Source organism: Actinomycetota bacterium (assembly GCA_013152275.1).
Taxonomy (GTDB): domain Bacteria; phylum Actinomycetota; class Acidimicrobiia; order Spongiisociales; family UBA4744; genus BMS3Bbin01.
Map to the genome: position 1 here is coordinate 36,199 of JAADGS010000099.1, position 16,748 is coordinate 52,946.

Annotated in this window: 16 protein-coding genes and 1 tRNA gene; 7 read left to right on the top strand and 10 right to left on the bottom strand. The window is 63.4% G+C overall.

The genetic code is table 11. The features are described from left to right. Positions 1-22: 22 nt before the first annotated feature. The 4 genes from GXP34_15055 to GXP34_15070 all read right to left on the bottom strand — a co-directional run bounded on the left by GXP34_15055 (position 23) and on the right by GXP34_15070 (position 3,422). A complete protein-coding gene (locus tag GXP34_15055) occupies positions 23-1,534 on the bottom strand; it encodes an aldehyde dehydrogenase family protein (GenBank protein ID NOY57282.1) in 1,512 nt (503 codons plus the stop codon). 11 nt (positions 1,535-1,545) lie between these two features. Further along, the gene (locus GXP34_15060) at positions 1,546-1,926 is read right to left on the bottom strand and encodes a reactive intermediate/imine deaminase (GenBank protein ID NOY57283.1); all 381 of its coding nucleotides are present in this window, start codon (positions 1,924-1,926) and stop codon (positions 1,546-1,548) included. 91 nt (positions 1,927-2,017) lie between these two features. Continuing rightward, positions 2,018-2,866 carry an alpha/beta fold hydrolase gene (locus GXP34_15065; protein ID NOY57284.1) on the bottom strand — a complete coding sequence of 283 codons (849 nt, stop codon included), beginning with the start codon at positions 2,864-2,866 and terminating at the stop codon, positions 2,018-2,020. A gap of 199 nt (positions 2,867-3,065) precedes the next feature. Beyond that, positions 3,066-3,422, bottom strand: coding sequence for an iron-sulfur cluster assembly accessory protein (locus GXP34_15070; protein ID NOY57285.1), 357 nt, complete (start codon positions 3,420-3,422; stop codon positions 3,066-3,068). A gap of 40 nt (positions 3,423-3,462) precedes the next feature. Between GXP34_15070 and GXP34_15075 the strand changes: the two genes are divergently transcribed. Then, positions 3,463-4,656, top strand: a complete 1,194-nt coding sequence (locus GXP34_15075; protein ID NOY57286.1) for an Mrp/NBP35 family ATP-binding protein — start codon at positions 3,463-3,465, stop codon at positions 4,654-4,656. A 183-nt stretch (positions 4,657-4,839) separates the two neighbouring features. On the opposite strand, the gene GXP34_15080 is transcribed toward GXP34_15075, so the two are convergent. From GXP34_15080 to GXP34_15090, 3 genes are read right to left on the bottom strand one after another with little or no spacing between them, the layout of a single operon-like run. After that, positions 4,840-6,006, bottom strand: coding sequence for a M23 family metallopeptidase (locus GXP34_15080; GenBank protein NOY57287.1), 1,167 nt, complete (start codon positions 6,004-6,006; stop codon positions 4,840-4,842). Continuing rightward, positions 6,003-6,767, bottom strand: coding sequence for an MBL fold metallo-hydrolase (locus GXP34_15085; GenBank protein ID NOY57288.1), 765 nt, complete (start codon positions 6,765-6,767; stop codon positions 6,003-6,005). The genes GXP34_15080 and GXP34_15085 overlap by 4 nt, the downstream gene beginning before the upstream one ends. Continuing rightward, positions 6,764-7,489 (bottom strand): NUDIX hydrolase, encoded by a 726-nt coding sequence (locus GXP34_15090; GenBank protein NOY57289.1) that lies wholly within the window; start codon positions 7,487-7,489, stop codon positions 6,764-6,766. The genes GXP34_15085 and GXP34_15090 overlap by 4 nt, the downstream gene beginning before the upstream one ends. Positions 7,490-7,574: 85 nt before the next feature. Between GXP34_15090 and selA the strand changes: the two genes are divergently transcribed. Then, positions 7,575-8,921: an L-seryl-tRNA(Sec) selenium transferase gene (selA, locus tag GXP34_15095; GenBank protein ID NOY57290.1), complete on the top strand. Its 1,347-nt coding sequence runs from the start codon at positions 7,575-7,577 to the stop codon at positions 8,919-8,921. Beyond that, complete coding sequence (gene selB, locus GXP34_15100; GenBank protein NOY57291.1) at positions 8,909-10,699, top strand: selenocysteine-specific translation elongation factor; 1,791 nt, start codon at positions 8,909-8,911, stop codon at positions 10,697-10,699. Before selA ends, selB begins: the two co-directional genes overlap by 13 nt. Before the next feature lie 19 nt (positions 10,700-10,718). On the opposite strand, the gene GXP34_15105 is transcribed toward selB, so the two are convergent. Then, positions 10,719-10,976 (bottom strand): WhiB family transcriptional regulator, encoded by a 258-nt coding sequence (locus GXP34_15105; GenBank protein NOY57292.1) that lies wholly within the window; start codon positions 10,974-10,976, stop codon positions 10,719-10,721. 161 nt (positions 10,977-11,137) lie between these two features. On the opposite strand from GXP34_15105, the gene GXP34_15110 reads away from it, so the two are divergent. The 3 genes from GXP34_15110 to GXP34_15120 all read left to right on the top strand — a co-directional run bounded on the left by GXP34_15110 (position 11,138) and on the right by GXP34_15120 (position 12,896). Continuing rightward, positions 11,138-11,506, top strand: a complete 369-nt coding sequence (locus tag GXP34_15110; GenBank protein ID NOY57293.1) for a response regulator — start codon at positions 11,138-11,140, stop codon at positions 11,504-11,506. Positions 11,507-11,525: 19 nt separating this feature from the next. Then, on the top strand, positions 11,526-12,782 hold the full coding sequence (locus GXP34_15115; protein ID NOY57294.1) for an HlyC/CorC family transporter: 1,257 nt from the start codon (positions 11,526-11,528) through the stop codon (positions 12,780-12,782). A gap of 37 nt (positions 12,783-12,819) precedes the next feature. Next, positions 12,820-12,896: transfer RNA gene (locus tag GXP34_15120), tRNA-Pro, on the top strand. A gap of 200 nt (positions 12,897-13,096) precedes the next feature. On the opposite strand, the gene GXP34_15125 is transcribed toward GXP34_15120, so the two are convergent. Continuing rightward, positions 13,097-14,044 (bottom strand): site-specific integrase, encoded by a 948-nt coding sequence (locus tag GXP34_15125; GenBank protein ID NOY57295.1) that lies wholly within the window; start codon positions 14,042-14,044, stop codon positions 13,097-13,099. A gap of 299 nt (positions 14,045-14,343) precedes the next feature. Beyond that, on the bottom strand, positions 14,344-14,538 hold the full coding sequence (locus GXP34_15130; protein ID NOY57296.1) for a helix-turn-helix domain-containing protein: 195 nt from the start codon (positions 14,536-14,538) through the stop codon (positions 14,344-14,346). Positions 14,539-15,153: 615 nt separating this feature from the next. Between GXP34_15130 and GXP34_15135 the strand changes: the two genes are divergently transcribed. Continuing rightward, a complete protein-coding gene (locus tag GXP34_15135; GenBank protein NOY57297.1) occupies positions 15,154-16,710 on the top strand; it encodes a relaxase domain-containing protein in 1,557 nt (518 codons plus the stop codon). Positions 16,711-16,748: the final 38 nt, after the last annotated feature.

The window sequence follows — 16,748 nt, forward strand, 5'->3', positions numbered from 1 at the left end:
AACCGTCACGAGAACGGGAGGTTTATCCGAACTCGACGCCCTGGGCCAGGGGCATCTCACCGCTCCAGTTGATCGTCGTGGTCTGGCGGCGCATGTAGGCCTTCCACGCGTCCGATCCGGCCTCTCTGCCTCCGCCGGTCTCCTTCTCACCGCCGAATGCCCCGCCGATCTCGGCACCCGAGGTTCCGATGTTGACGTTGGCGATTCCGCAGTCGGAACCCTCGTGAGAGAGGAACTTCTCCGCGTTCCTCACCGAGTCGGTGAAAATCGCCGACGACAGCCCTTGGCGAACACCATTCTGGATCTCGATCGCTTCCTCTACAGAGGACACCGCGATGATGTACAGCAACGGCGCGAATGTCTCCTCTTGAAGGATCGGGGCATCTTTGGGCATCTTCATGATCGTTGGCTCGATGAAGTTCGCACCGAGATCTTCGAGCCGATCACCGCCGCAGAGCAATTCACCGCCCTGCTGCTTGGCGAGATCGATCGCCGTGAGCATGTTGAACACCGCCGCCTCGTTGACGAGCGGACCCATCAAGATCCCTGGATCGAGCGGATCACCGACCGAAACCTGGCGGTACGCATCGACCATGCGCCTGGCAACTTCGTCGACGACTGTTTCGTGCACGATGAGCCTGCGAAGCGAAGTGCACCGCTGCCCGGCAGTGCCGACCGCAGCGAACAGGGCGGCACGCGTCACAAGGCCCAGATCTGCATCGTCCATCACGATCATGGCGTTGTTGCCACCAAGCTCGAGCAGCGACCTCCCCAGACGCCGGGCGACGCCGACACCCACCTTGTACCCCATGTCGCATGAACCAGTCGCCGACACGAGCGGCACGCGGGCGTCCTTGACCATGAGGTCACCGACGTCGGCTCCACTACCGAACGCCAAGTTGAAAACCCCCTCGAACCCGCTTCCCTCCATCACCGAATGGGTGATGTTCGTTACGGCAATCGCTGCCAGCGGCGTCGAACTGGAAGGTTTCCAGACATTCGTGTCACCGCAGACGGCAGCGATCAGCGCGTTCCACGACCACACGGCGGTCGGGAAGTTGAACGAAGAGATGATGCCGATCGGTCCGAGCGGATGCCACTGTTCGTACATGCGGTGTCTCGGCCGCTCCGACGCCATCGTGACGCCGTACAACTGGCGGGAGAGGCCAACCGCGAAGTCGGCAATGTCGATCATCTCCTGAATCTCTCCCTCGCCTTCGGAGAGGATCTTGCCCATTTCCATGGTGACCAGCGCACCCAGAGCGCTCTTCTTCTCCCGTAGCGCGTCGCCGACCCTGCGCACATACCTTCCCCGCTCCGGCGCAGGGAGCATCCGCCAACGCTTGAACGTCTCAAGGGAATCCTGGATGACGGCCTCATAGTCTTCGGCCGAGGCACGAACCACCTTCGCAATCACCTCACCGGTTGCCGGGTTGACCGACTCCATGGTCTTGCCGTGGGCCTGTTTCCAGCCGCTCGCATAGACACCCGAGTTGACCTCGGACAACCCGAGCGTGTCGAGAATCTCGTTCACATCCGTCTCCTTCACCGACTCGCCACAACTTCGATCTCGACGAGAAAACCGCCGGGCAACGCAGCGACTTCCACGGTCGCCCTCGCCGGCGGATCGCCCTCGAACCGCTTGCCATACACCTCGTTCACGATCGGAAAGTCGGCCATATTGGCCAGAAAGATCGTCGTCTTCACAACATCGGAGAACCCGAGACCGATATCGCCGAGGATCGCACCGACATTCGCCATGATCTGTCCGGTCTGGGCGGCAACATCGTCGGGAGCGCGTTCCCCGGTCGCCGGATCGATCGCAACCTGTCCGGAGATGAACACCAGGCCCCCTGCCTCCACGGCCACCGAATATGGTCCCATTGCTGCCGGTGCACTGGGTGTTTCGAGTACTCGTTTCGCCATGACTGCTCCTCGTTGCGTTGTGGGATCAAGGCTACCTCCCCCCAGTCTCGTCAATGCCGCTCGTACCGTTTCGCGCCGGCATCGACGAGACTCAGTGAAGGTGCTCCGAGAGGAACCCGATGACCTCGCCGATCTGAGATCCGAACGACGCGAGGTCGCTGTGACCCGCACCCGGGACGATCAGCACACGCCGTGTCGGCATTCGCTCGGCAAGTTCATACAGGTTGGCAATCGGGACGATCTCGTCGGCGTCGCCGTGCACGAGAAGCAATGGTGCCTGCACACGGCCGATGCGGTTGCGAGGGGCGATCTCATCGAAGTCGTAGCCGATGATGCGCTCGGTGGTATGCAGGGCGAAGTTGGCCAGAGGCCGGGGTAGCACATCGAACGGCTTCGAAGCTCCCATGAGCTCTCCGGGATGTGCGAACGCGGAGAGCGAGACCACTGCACCGAGATCGTCCCTCCGAGAAGCAGCAAGGATCGAGGCGCCGGCGCCCACCGAGTGACCGACGACGCCCACCGAGCTGACATCGTCGCGGGCGAGGAGCCAATCGACGGCAACGTCGAGGTCTTCGGCAAACCTCGGCATGGATGTGTGATCGTCGTGATCGCTCAGACCGTGATTCCGTGCATCCATGAACAGCGTGTGGAAGCCCGCCCGGTGCAGCGGCGGAGCGAACGGAAGCATCAATCCCGCATTGCCTCCCCATCCGTGGAGCACGACAACGGCCGGAGCGACACCCTGAGCCCGGATGAACCATGCGTGCAGCCGCTTGCCCCCGGGACCGTCGAGCCACACCTCCTCTTCGGGCAGGTCGAGATCCTTCGGAGTCTGCGGAATCGGACGCTGCGGCGGCCGAAACGCGAACTTCAGCGCTGCAGGGAACAGATAGACGAGCCCTGCACCGGCAAGCAGGGGCACCAGGAGCTTTCGTTTCATCGGGATGATGGTAGGCATGGTTCAGTCGGCAACCGTCGGAGGCGCACTCCGCATTTCGCGATTCTTCGGTCCGACGTCCGTATCTCTGTCGACCGCGCAGAGGCAAAGCGCGGAGACCGGGTAGGAGGCACGGAGTACCCACCGTCATGCATCTCGAAAGGAATCCCGATCCGACGACGAGCCGATCGAGACGGGCGGCTCAGTCGGTACTGCTGCTGCAGCCGCAGGCGCCGGCCACATTTGGGTTGTCGATCGCGAATCCCGTGTACATCGGGTCGCTGCCGTAGTCGAGGGTTGAGCCGCGAACGTGCTCGAGCGATTCGGGATCTATCACGACCCTCACACCCTCGCGAAAGTTCTCAACGATGTCTCCTGGTGAAACCTGCGTGTCGAAGTACAACTCGTACGAGGAACCGGAACAGCCGCCTGGACGAACTCCGATACGCAACAGGAGGGAAGGATCGTCCTCGGCCCGCACGAGCTCGTGCACCTTCGCAATCGCCGCATCCGTCAAGGTCACTGCCCGCCTCGTGGACTCGCTCTCGAGAGACTGCATCCGACCGCTCCTCCGCCTTCGATGGGCGACACCCTAGCTGATGTCGGCAGATGGCAACATCGATGTAGTGGACACTCGTATCTACGATGTCCCCGTGACCGAGGACCGTATTCTGACCGCGCTGCGTGGCGTGCTCGACCCAGAGCTCGGCGGTAACATCGTCGACCTGGGGATGGTGCGGTCCGTCGATACCGCACCCGACGGGTCCGTCACCATCGGTGTTGCCCTGACCGTCGCCACATGCCCGTTACGCGATCGAATCGAACAGGACGTGATCAGGAAGGTCTCCGCGCTCGAAGGGGTGACGGACGTCAAGGTGGAGACCCGCACGATGGACGCCGAGCAGCGTGCCCAACTCATGGCCGTTGCCCGGCAGCGAGCCCGCGACAATGCTCAGCCAACACACGTGAGCCCGCTGACCAGAGTGGTGGCGGTCGGCAGCGGCAAAGGGGGCGTCGGGAAGTCCTCGATCAGCGTCAATCTGAGTTTCGCTCTCGCCGATCTCGGCCACCGTGTCGGCCTTCTCGATGCCGACATCTGGGGATTCTCGATTCCGAGACTCGTCGGAACGCAAACTCGGCTTTCGGCGGGAGAAGACCGCCTCATCGTTCCGGTGGACGTCTCGGGCATTCAGGTGGTCTCCACCGGACTGATCGTCGAGGCCGAAGACACGGCCCTCATGTGGAGAGGGCTCATGCTCTCGAAGGCGCTCGAGCAGTTCCTCAACCAGGTCGCCTGGTCGGACGACCTCGACTACCTCATCATCGACCTTCCACCGGGCACGGGGGACGTGCAGATGGCACTCTCGCGCATGCTCCCCCAGGCGGAGCTCGTCGTCGTCACAACCCCACAGATCGCCGCCCAGAAGGTTGCAGCGCGCGCAGCCAACATGGCCCGGCGGTCGTTCCTCCCGCTGCTCGGCGTGATCGAGAACATGGCAGGCTTCACCTGCGAACACGGAACCACCTATGACCTGTTCGGCCAAGGTGGCGGCCAGAGCCTGGCAGATGACCTCGGTGTGCCACTCATCGGGCAGATACCCCTCGACCCGCTGGTCGTCGCCGATGGCGATGCCGGTTCACCGACCGTTCGCGCCCACCCCGGGTCGCCCACGGCGGAAGCGTTTCGCGATGCCGCAATGCGGCTCGCCGAGGCCTTGCCACCGGCCGGGGATGAAACCTGCACCGGTCGAATCGCCCGCATTCTCGAGGAACTCCAAGACCCCACAGACTGACGCCTGCTGGGGCGAAACAAAGGACTAGTCACTGCGAGGGAAGTCACAACAGACCCCAGGTCGCGAGGATCGATGGTCGATACTTGAGACAGAACGTGCCTGAACCGCTGGGAGGCGCACCGCACGAGCGCTGGGAGCATGAGGGCCGGCAATGCCGGCCCTCTTTTTCTTATCCACCTTCTCTTATCCGCACAGGCCCTTCACCAACGGGTACGGGTCGACTGCGTCGCCGTGATCAGGATGAAACTCGAAGTGGAGGTGCGGCAACCAGTCGGGAGCGTTTCCGGAGGAACCGACATAGCCGATGAGCTCGCCCGTCGCGACGATCTGCCCGACGCGGAGTCCATCCGCCCAGGCCTGAAGGTGGGCGTAGTAATAGGAGTCGCCCGAGTCCGAGTGCAGCCAGATCGTGATTCCCCCAAGACCTCCCTCCTTGAGTTGATAGATCGAACCGGACTCGATCGCCACGATGGGTGTCCATCGTTCGGCCATCATGTCCACTCCCTTATGAGTCCGGCCTCCCGAGCGGGCGGCACCCCACGTATCGCTGAACGCCGTGAAACCGTCGATCGGACACGCCTGAGTGACACCGGATGGCGGGACTGTGGTGGTCGTCGTGGTCGTCGTCGTAACGCCGGATGTCGTGGTCGTCGTCGTGGCGCCGGTCGTCGTGGTCGTTGTGGTAACTGTCGTCGTCGTGGCAGCTCGGCGGGCAGCCTCCTCGGCGGCCCTCCTCGCCGCTTCAGCCTGCCGGGCGGCCTCCTCGGCCGCTCGCCGGGCTTCCTCTTCGGCGCGCCGGGCCTTCAATGCCTCGTATGTCCTCTGGGCATCGGCGATCTTCTCGGAGAGATCGGCAGCGAGCGCCTGCATGTCCTGGGTGATCGCGACCTGGTCTTGACGAGCGACCTCGAGATCGGAGAGCCGGCGTTCGTACACGCCCTTGAGGATGCCCAGATCATTGACGAGACGCTGATCTGCCGATGCAGCCTCCTCGAGGTATCCGTATTCGGGACTCACACCGCCGTCCAACACCATCAGCGCGAACATGTCCGATCCGCGTGCATTCATGTACATCTGCACTGCCCGATCCTGGACCTTGCGTGTCGCGAGGTTCACTTCGACTCGTGAACTCGCCACCATCTGCTCCAAGGATGCGACCTGATCCTCCAACTCCGAGGACTTTGCCCATGCGTCCCCGTACTGGACGGCGAGCACATCGGCCTCTCGCCTCAATTGGTCGAGTTGGCGAGCGGCTCTATCGAGATCTTCCTGGTTGACTTCGGCGAGCGCCGGTGCCGCGAGCGCCACGACGAGGATCACAGCCGCTGCAATTCGGAGTCGGTGCCTCATCGTGGTCTCACCGCATCCGCCTCGGCATCGAACCGCACCCTCCGATCCTCGTCGAGTTTGGCAAGATGAGCCCGCACCGCAACCGCCGCAAGAGCGTGGAGCTGCGGGTCGACCTGCGCGTAGATGTCTTCCACAATGGCCGCGACAGATGTTGCTCCCGATTGCACCGCCGCGAGGATCTGGCCCTCTCGCTCCAGACGATGCGACAGATAGTCTGCAATGACCACCTGGGGGTCATGCATCGGTGGGCCGTGTCCCGGATACAACGTGCGCAGTGACAGTTCCTGCAACCTACGTAGCGATGTCATGTAGGCGCCTACGTCTTCGACGAACACCGAAGATCCGCCCATGATGTGATCCCCGGTGAAGAGCTCCTCACCGACCAGGTAACACAGATGGTCCCCGCTGTGTCCGGGTGTGGCCACGACACGCAACTCGGTACTCCCGAACGGAACGACGTCGTTATCGGACAGTGTACGGTCCGGCTTGAATCCGGGACCTGGTCCGAAGCCCGCGGCCGGTACGTCCAAGTGCCTCGCAAGCGAGTTGGCGAGCGGCGCGTGGTCGGAGTGCGTGTGGGTAACCAACACCATCACCGGTGTACGGTCTCCGAGCGCCTCGAGGATCGCCGAACGATGCTGCCCATCGATAGGGCCGGGATCGATCACGAGCACATCGGCCCCAGAGCCGACCACGTAGGTGTTGGTGCCTTCGCCCGTGTAGGGGCCGGGATTCGGAGCGAGAACACGCCGGACGTTCATTCACCTGCCTCCTCGTATCCGGAGTCGCCCGGCATGAGAAGCCGGAAGAACCCCTCGCGCACCACGATGCGAGGTTCGATCCGCGGCACGACAGCCTGACCTTGGGCAAAGGCCAGCACCGCCCCCGGATCCTCGAAAGTGCTCAGCAGCCTCAGGGTTGCCACCGTCGGGGGAACGAGGGTCCACCCACGCTCCCTGGAATAGGTGAGGGCGTCACGGGGGGTCACCCAGACCGCCTCGGTCACTTCCGCCGCGTCCGGCACGGCCTCGAGACCGGCCGGCGCGTCGGTCACGAAGAACCGGGTATCGAACCGACGGGGCTCTCCCTTCGGCGTCACCCAGTTCGACAGGTAGGCGAACCGTCTCGCGTCGAATACATAGCCGTCATCGTCGAGCATTCCGAGAAGACGTGATCCTTTGGCACCTTTCGGGACGGTGGGCTGTCCGGGACCCGCCGGGATGACCACGCCGGCCTCCTCTGCAGTCTCCCTGACGCCGGCCGACAGCCACGGCGAGAGCGCACCATCGCCGAAGATCCGACGCGCCGTTTCGCTGCGGTCCGCCGCATCGACGGCACCTCCCGGAAACACGTAGGCACCACCGACGAACGCAGAGGAGGCTGCTCTCCGCACCATCAGAACTTCCAACCCCCGGGTGCCCGGACGGAGCACACAGACCGTCGATGCTTCCCGAATCGGTTGATCGGCATAGGGAAGGTCCATGTATCAAGATTAGGCACCCGTTCTCGTGACGTCTCGCGGGGATAAACCCGGTCAAACGTCACGAGAACGTGAGTACCCTTTCCCAATGGCGCTGCGCGATCTTCCCTCCGTCGACACGCTCGTTCGATCTCTCGAAGCCGAGGGACTTCCCCGGCTTCTCGTCGTGGACGCCGTCCGAGCCGCCATCGACGAGGCGCGGGAGATCACGGCCGCAGGCGGGACCGCCGACCCGCGCCAGAAGGCCCGTGCCGCACTCCAGACGCTCCGCTCCCTTCGCCACCGTCCCGTACTGAATGCAACGGGAGTCCTCCTGCACACGAACCTTGGGAGGGCGCCGCTCCATCCCGCGGCCGCCGACGCCGCCCGGGCGGTGGCAACCTCCTACGGGAACCTCGAATTCGACCTGGACAAGGCGAAACGGGGAGGCAGAGCCGGATACGTGCACGCCCTTGTTTGTGCACTTGTCGGAGCGCAAGCCGCTCTCGTCGTCAATAACAATGCCGGCGCGCTGCTCCTGGCTCTTGGTGCTTTGGGCCGTCGCCATCCGGTGGCCATCTCACGAGGCGAGCTGATCGAGATCGGTGGGTCGTATCGACTCCCCGAACTCATGATGGCTTCTGGAGCACGCATGTTCGAGATCGGAACGACGAATCGAACTCGTCTTGCAGATTATGAGCAGGCTCTCGATGACGGCGCCGGGATGATCCTGAAGGTTCATCCGTCCAACTACCGGGTCGTCGGTTTCGCCGACTCGGCACCCCTCGACGATCTTGTCGCTCTGGCGCACCGGAGAAACGTCCCTCTGGTCTATGACGTCGGTAGTGGCCTGCTCGACGAGAGCGCCCCGTGGCTCGATGGTCCGCCACCCCGCTGGCTCCGTGACGAACCGGGCATTCGACAGGTCCTCGATGCGGGAGCGGATCTGGTGACGTTCTCAGGTGACAAGCTCCTCGGAGGGCCCCAGGCCGGAATCATCACCGGGACGGCGCACCTGATCTCCGAACTGGCACACCACCCGATGGCGCGCGCTCTGCGCATTCCCGGTCCGACGATCGCGGCGCTGACGGTGACGCTCGAGATGTACGCCGATGGGAGAGGTTCGGAGATCCCGTTCTGGGCAATGGCATCGGCTTCCTACGAGTCTCTGGAGCGTCGAAGCAAAGCCGTGCTCGACGCATCGCGCGTCAAGGCAGACGTCGTCCCCGGAGCATCGGTGCCGGGCGCCGGCTCCGTTCCCGGTGCAGAAGTTCCCTCTCCACTCATCAAGATCGGCGAGCCAGGTGCGTCCGTCCTCTGGCCAAGGCTCCTTCGTGCCACTCCACCGATCATCACGCGGCGAGACGCGGGAAGACTCATACTCGACCTCCGAGCAGTCTCCCCCAAGGACGACGAACGCCTCGCCGCGGCCCTGGAATCCGCATGCCGGTCATAGGAACCGCCGGACACGTCGATCACGGCAAGTCGACCCTCATCCAGGCGCTCACGGGCCGAGACCCGGACCGCTGGAAAGAAGAGAAACAGCGGGGCCTCACGATCGATCTCGGCTTCGCCTGGACCACACTTCCCAATGGGACAGAAGTCTCCTTCGTGGATGTTCCCGGCCACCAGCGTTTCATCAAGAACATGCTTTCGGGTATCGAGGCCATCGACGTCGCCCTTTTCGTCGTTGCCGCCGATGAAGGCTGGATGCCACAGTCCGAGGAACACCTGGCAGTTCTGGACCTCCTCGGCATCCGCTACGGCGTCATCGCGATCACCAAGACCGAAGGTGTCGACCCGGATCTCGTGACACTCGCCGGCCTGGAAGTCGAAGATCGCCTCGAAGGGACGACTCTCGAGGGATCGACGATCGTCGCCGTCGACTCGCCCACGGGATTTGGGATCGACGCGCTCGAAGCCGCCTTGGTCGACGTGGTCGGGGCGGCAATGGAAGACTTTCATGATGCAGGGCGAGCGCGCATGTGGATCGATCGTGCGTTCACCATTGCCGGTTCCGGCACCGTGGTCACCGGTACCCTGCTCGACGGCCCCCTCTCCGTCGACGACAAAGTCATGCTCTGGCCGGACCGAATCGGCGCTCGCATTCGCTCACTGCAGAGCCACGAACGCAGCCACACCACCGTCCAGCCTCACACCAGGACTGCAGCCAACCTCGCCGGCATCGATCATCACGACGTCTCACGCGGCGCCATGCTCGGTGCCCCCGATGCATGGTCGACGACAAGGCGCTTTCTCGCCTCGATCGACACTGCCCGCTATGTCGAAGAACCCCTCACGGCCAAGGGAGCGTTCCATCTGCATCTTGGCAGCGGAGCGAGACCCGTTCGCGTCCGACCCCTCGCCGGCAGCGGGATCCTGGGCTCGTCGTATGCACTCCTGTCGATAGATGAACCCGTTGCAGTCAAGATGGGGGATCGATTCATCATCCGAGAGGTCGGACGCAGACAGGTCGTCGCCGGTGGGCGGGTCCTCGATCCAGAACCCGCCGGCCGAGGCCGAGGCGCGTCAGTGGCCGGGCCCGCTTTGTCCACCGTCCTCGATCGTTCCCCGGCAGAGATGGCCACCGCCCTGTTGCAGGTGCGGGGCTCCGACGAGATCGAGCAAATCGCACGCCACACCGGAGGCGGCACACCCACCGGCCTGCTGGCCGGCGGACTGGCGATCTCCAACGACACCGCACGCGACCTGATCGGCCGAATCTCACACGAGGTACAGACCTTTCATGATGAGAACCCGCTCCGGCCCGGGTTGCCCAAAGCCGACCTTGCCGGCCGTATCGGGGTCTCGGTATCGATCCTCGACGCGCTCATCACTCGTTCCCCCGACGTGCGAGATGAAGGCCCGGTCGTCGCTGCAACCACATTCTCACCTGCCTTGGGACCCGCGGAGAACGCCGCTCGCACAGCGGTGATCGCCACTCTGGAAAGAGCCGGCCTGACCGTGCCACGAGTTCAAGACCTCGGGATCGATCAGGAACTGCTTCATGCGCTCCTACGAAGAGGAGACCTCATCCAGGTATCCGAAGATCTCGTTTTCCTGCCGGCACACATCGAGACGATCAGATCGAGCTTGAGCGATCTTCCCAATCCTTTCACCGTCGCCGACTTCAGAGACCATCTCGGGATTTCACGCAAATACGCGGTGCCCCTCCTCGAATGGCTCGATGCCGCCGCGACGACCAGGCGCAGCGGGAACCTTCGCAGCTATTGAGATTCGGCGGTCGGACCTGTCAGACCGAACGGAGCACGAACTCGCGGCGCTCACCCTCGGTGAGGCCTCCCCATATCCCGTACGGCTCCTTGATGTCCAATGCCGCACGCAGACACTCTTCTCTCACGGGACAGACCTTGCAGATCGCTCTCGCTCGTGCTTCTCGACGTTCTCGTTCATCCTTGCGTTCGAAGGCACTCGGCGGAAAGAACAAATGCGAATGGTTGCCACAGCACAGCGCGCGGGGCTGCCAAACATCACGAGAAGGTGCGAGCACGAAATCCCTCCATGGTCGTTGAGCGTACTGAACCTAGTACCTCGGCAAGGGTGCGGCCAGGAAGCATCTGCCAAATCAAGGAGGTTTTTCGCGCTCTTGATTCGGGACCAGGACCGCTTCTACGGACGGTGGCCTTGCGACAACCGACTAAGGTTCTGACGATGAAAGTGCTGGCCATCGCCGACGCTCCATGGGTTCGAAATGAGATTGCTGCAGCGGTAAGCAGTTCCGATCTCGAACTGATCGAGGAATCCGATCCTCGGTCGGCGGTCGCCGCCTGCGCGAGATCCGCTCCCGACATCGTCATCGTTGACCTTCAAGTGGGCAGCATGGGCGGCATGGCAATAACGAGGTCACTGCGAAGTGCCATCCTCTCCGGAGAAATCGAAGACACGACCATAGTGCTGCTGCTGGACAGAGAGGCCGACACGTTCCTGGCCGGCCGGTCGGGCGCGGACGCCTGGCTGGTCAAACCGTTCACCACCCAACACCTGAGGGCACTCCTCGCCCCGGTTGCGGCAGGGGAGTGATCTCCCCGAATACCGGTGCATGATGACCCCCCTCCAGGTAGTCCTCCTCGTGGTTCTCGGTCTCTGCATCGCTTCCTCCGGCTTCTTGTCAGGCTCCGAAACGGCGATCGTGCGCGTTCCGCGAGAACGTGCCCATCAGTTCGCGGAGCAAGGAAGAAAGGGCAGACACCTCGAGGAACTCCTTGCCGACCTGGAAGGCACGATCGGCACGCTGCTCGTCGCCAACAACTTTGTGAACATCCTCGCTGCGTCGGTGGCAACGGCACTCGCCATCGCCCTCGTGGGAGCGACATGGGGGCCATGGCTGGCCACGGTCGTCGTCACAGCGATCATCCTCATCGTTGGTGAAATCACGCCCAAAACCCTCGCCACCCGCCGACCCGACCAATACGCGCTCGCCGTTGCCGGAGTTCTCTTTCGCCTCACCCGAATCCTCGATCCGATCACCGCCGTGTTCGTTGCGATCAGCAGGGGGATCCTTCGTGTCTTCAAGGTCACCCAGGACAATCGTGCGGCGATGGTCACCGAAGAAGACATTCGGGCGCTCGCCGTGCTCGGAGAACGCTCCGGCGAGATCGAACCCGCAGAACGAGAGATCATCGATTCACTCTTTGAAGTAACCGACCGGCCCGTGCGAGAGGTGATGACCCCGCGAGTCGACATCGTCACACTCGGAGCTTCACTCACGGCCGAGACCATTCGTCAGGCCGTCATCGAGACCGGCCACTCCCGCTACCCGGTCGTCGAGCGCGAGGGAGATCTCGATCACATGCTGGGAGTCCTCAACGTCAAGGATCTCTTGCGGGCGCCGGGAGATCCCACACCGGAACAGCTCATCGAACTCCTGCGCGAACCCCTCTACATACCGGAGAGCGCGTCGGTCCTCGAAGCACTTCAACTCTTGCGCCACAAACGGTCCGGATTTGCAGCGGTCCTCGACGAACACGGCAGCGTCGAAGGGATCCTGACGATCAAGGACCTCGTCTCAGAGCTCGTGGGTGAGCTCCAAGACGAGTTCGACCCTGGAGTGCCCGTCACCGTGAGCCTTGGCGACAACGGCTGGATTACCGACGGGCGCGTCACCGTCGAAGACCTCGCAGAGCAGACCGGAGCCGACCTCCCCGAGGGGCCCTATGGAACGGTGGGAGGCCTCTATCTGTTCGTTTCAGGCGACATCCCCCGCGAAGGCGACTCGATCGTCATCGCCGGCCTGCGCTTCACCGTGCTCCACATGGAGGGCAGGCGCATCGATCGGTTGCGTGTTCAACGAGTCTGATCCGGCCCTCCCACGGGCTGGTATCATCCCGGGCCTTCGGGACGTGGCGCAGTTTGGCAGCGCGCAGCGTTCGGGACGCTGAGGTCGCCGGTTCGAATCCGGCCGTCCCGACCAGAAAGGTGCTGGTCAGGGCTCTGTCACCAGGGTTCTGGCCAGTACCCGATTCTTTTCATCCCGCGTTTATCCCGCGACCGTTCCTTGACATTCCTTGACATTCCTCGACATTCCTCGACGACAACTCATTGCTCATGAGCGGAGACCCCAGCGGCTTTCTCGATCAGCATCGGCACACGGTCAGAGATGCCGGCGAACTGTCATGAACCTTCTGGCCCGGCCACCGCGCTCCCAGAATCGGTGGTCGACGGCATCAACCTCGCCCCCAGCTTCTCCGCAGCCGACCGGTCTCCCTCCGCTGTCGCCTGGGCGTAGATGGCCAGGGTCAACCGTGGATCGGAGTGCCCGAGCCGGGCCTGCGCCGTCTTGACATCCACTCCGTCGAGGGCCATCGCCGTCGCATTGGTCCGCCTCAAGTCGTGGAACCCGAGGCCCGTCAAGTCGGCACTCTCCACGGCTGGCAGCCACACCCGCCGCCTCCAATTGGAATAGTCCAGCGGTCCGCCGTCCGCATTGGCAAACAAGAAGGCGTCAGGCTCGGCACCCGTCAGTCCACGATGCGCAAGATGGATGCTCAGAAGGTTTGCCAACGCCACTGGGATGGTCAGAGTTCGGTGCCCAGCAGCGGACTTCGGCGGACTCACGAAGCCCACGCCGCCCATGCCCCGCGTCACCTGTTCGGCCACAGTCACTGTCCTGCGCAACAGGTCGATGCGCCCAACCCGCAGCCCGGCGACCTCACCCCATCGAAGCCCTAACACCGCCCCCAGCCACACCATCGGCGCGAATTCCGCCGGCATCGAATCCGCCAGGCGAATGAGGTCTCCGGGCTCCACGATCCTCGCCGTTGCAGGCTCGACTGCTGGAAGCCGGATCCCCCTGCACGGTGACCGCAAGATCAGATCGGTTTCGACCCCGTAATTGAGGACCGCCCGTACAGTTCCGTACATGCGACGAACGGTCCGGGGTGCCATCCTGAGCGACCAGTCGGTCACCAACGCGCGGATGTCACCGGGCGTCAACGATCCAATCTTTCGCTGCCCCAGTGCGGGCAGTACATGCACCCGAAGAGCACTCTCGTCGCGTGCGAGGGTGGATTGCCGCTTGGCCGGGTTGCTCTGCAACCACTCCATGGAGAGCTCGGCCAACGTGACGTTCGCACCTCGCGGATCGACCCAAGCTCCCCTCGCCTTCGCCGTACGCTGAGCGGCCTCGTACTCAACGGCCTCTCACTTGGTCCGTAACGTTCGTGACACCTCGCGTCCGTCAGGGCCGCGCAAGCGCACCTCATAGACCTTGCCTTTTCGGGTGCTGCGTTGATGGATACTCATAGCGCCTCCTTGTGACGTCCCGTCAGGAAACATACAACCCATCTCTGACAGCACGACCCCCAACGATGTCGATGCTGGCTACTCGGGCGAGACAAAAGGAGGTCCACGGATCGAACCTACCCAGCCCGCGAGGTTTCATGCTGCTCTTGCAGTCGATCTACGAACTCAGCCAACGCGCGAGCAGGGACGCGCCTGCTCGTGTCGATCCGGACGGATGCCAACCGACCGTCGCCGATCAACTCGTACACTTTCGAGCGGCCGATCGACAGCACCGTGGCCGCTTCCTCCGGTGTCAAGAGCAGCTTGTCCACCGCTTCCTCCTTTCGGCTTCTGCGAGCAGCGGATCGAGGTTGTTCATGGCCCGAGTGTGCGATGGGACCCTGTTATTTCGTTGCCATTTGGGTGTCAACAGGCCTGTCATTCGGATGCCATTTCGGTGGTTTGCCCTGATCAGCGGACTTTCTAGAGATGTTCGAAATCGGTGCACACCGGATCGTTCTGTGGCTGTCGGCGGGGCGGTTGGAGGGTTTCTGAAACTCTGCCGAAAGGGTTTCTGACACTCTGGTGAGAGGGTTGTCTCGTCTACTGGCCGTCATGGACCCTGTCCGCAGCGTCGAGCACCGCAAAGGTCGGAACGTCACCGCAGGCCTGACGTTCGTCTGGACGGATCTCTGGAACCCACGCATCGAAGCAGAGTCGGCGACGATTCCGGATACGAACCAGGAACCAACTGGACCAAAGCTTCACGACCGGTACGGATCCTCAGCGGCCGTTGAAGGCGAGATCACCCGATCCGAAACAGCCACCATCCGTGGACACCAAGACCTGATCGACCGCGACGCCCCCACCAAGATAGACCGTCTCCAGAACGATCGTCCTTGGCGACACACGCATTTGCAACCAGTTGCTCCCGGAGGTGTGTTGTGTTGAGTTTGGCCAAGGCCGCCAAGGACTATTACCTGCGCAAGCTGGGGGAGATCTCCCCCGGGGAGGACTACTACCTGCGCGGTGGCACCGCCACCGGCATCTGGCGAGGGAGCGGCGCCGCCGAGTTGGGCCTGGAGGGTGCGGTGTCGGCGGAGCGTTTGGTGCGCCTGTTTGATGGTCAACATCCCGCAACCGGCGAGCGGCTGGGACGCAGTCTGCGCAAGGATGGGGTCGCGGCGTGGGATGTGACGTTCTCGGCGGACAAGTCCGTGTCACTGCTCTGGGCTCTCGGCGACGAGAACACCCGACAGCAGGTGTTGGAGGCGTTCGAGGAGGCCACAGGGGCGGCCTTGGGGTATTTGGAGTCGGTCGCGTCGGCCACCCGAGGCGCCACCAAGACTCCGCTCATCGACGACCAGGGCAACCCGATCCTCAACGGGAACGGGACACCCAGGTTTCGGGTCCAGACCTGGCCGATCGCCACGTCAGGGTATGTGGCGGCGTCGTTCACCGAGTTCACCTCCCGCGCCGACGACCCACAGTTGCACACCCACGTGGTGGTCGCCAACAAAGTCAAAGGCACCGACGGGATATGGCGCACCATCGACGGCAGGTTGCTATATCGGCGTCAGCTGGCCGCCGGCTACCTACACGAAGCCGTCCTCCGCAAGGAACTGACCGAACGCTTGGGGGTGCGGTGGCAGCCGGTCCACAACGGGATGGCCGACATCGCCGGGTTTACCCGCCCCCAGATCGAAGCCTTCTCCAGGAGACGTCACCAACTCGAGGAGTGGCGGGAGAACCAAGGCCTCCCGGACACCGCGGCGGCCAGGCAAGTAGCCGTGTTGGCCACCCGCACCCCAAAGACAGACCATCCCCTCGCCGACCTCGAAACCGAATGGAAACAGCGGGCCGCCCAGGTGGGTCTCACCCCCCACCGGATCGGCCACCTCATGGGTTCCGGCCGGGAGGTCGCACCGGCCGATGCGGAGGTGCTGTTCGAACGGTTGGCGTCGGCGGAGGGTCTCACGAAGCGGGCTTCCACCTTCGGGCGGGCCGAAGTGGTCAAGCAGGTAGCGGCGGCCTTGCCGGAGGGAGGCACCCGAAGCCAGATCGAATCCCTCGCAGAGGCGTTCCTCAACACATCCGACGTCGTACCGCTCCTACCCGGACGCGACACCGGACGGGTCGAAGAACCCGAAGGATTCGTCGATGTCGAACAGAACCGGCTCCCGACGGCCGAACTGACCGACAACGTCCGCCAACACGAGCCGTGGGAACGTGTCGCCCTCACCTACCTTCGAGACGGGTCCGTCGACCAGGCGATCGACGCCTACCAACAGCATCAGCGGCTCATCATCGGAAAGGACCCAAACGACACCACGGCACGGGCTGTGGCCGACTGGTATCGCCACGTCACCGCCACCGGTGACCCCACCTCCGGGCTGCTCATCGCCTACGACAACGACACCGTGAACCAACTCAACCAACAAGCCCGCACCCTAGTCCGTCCGAACAGCGACTCTGCTGGATTCCCGCTCTCAGAGATGAGCTGAGTCGGCGGACAACCACCGATCAAGAGGGGGCAGCGATC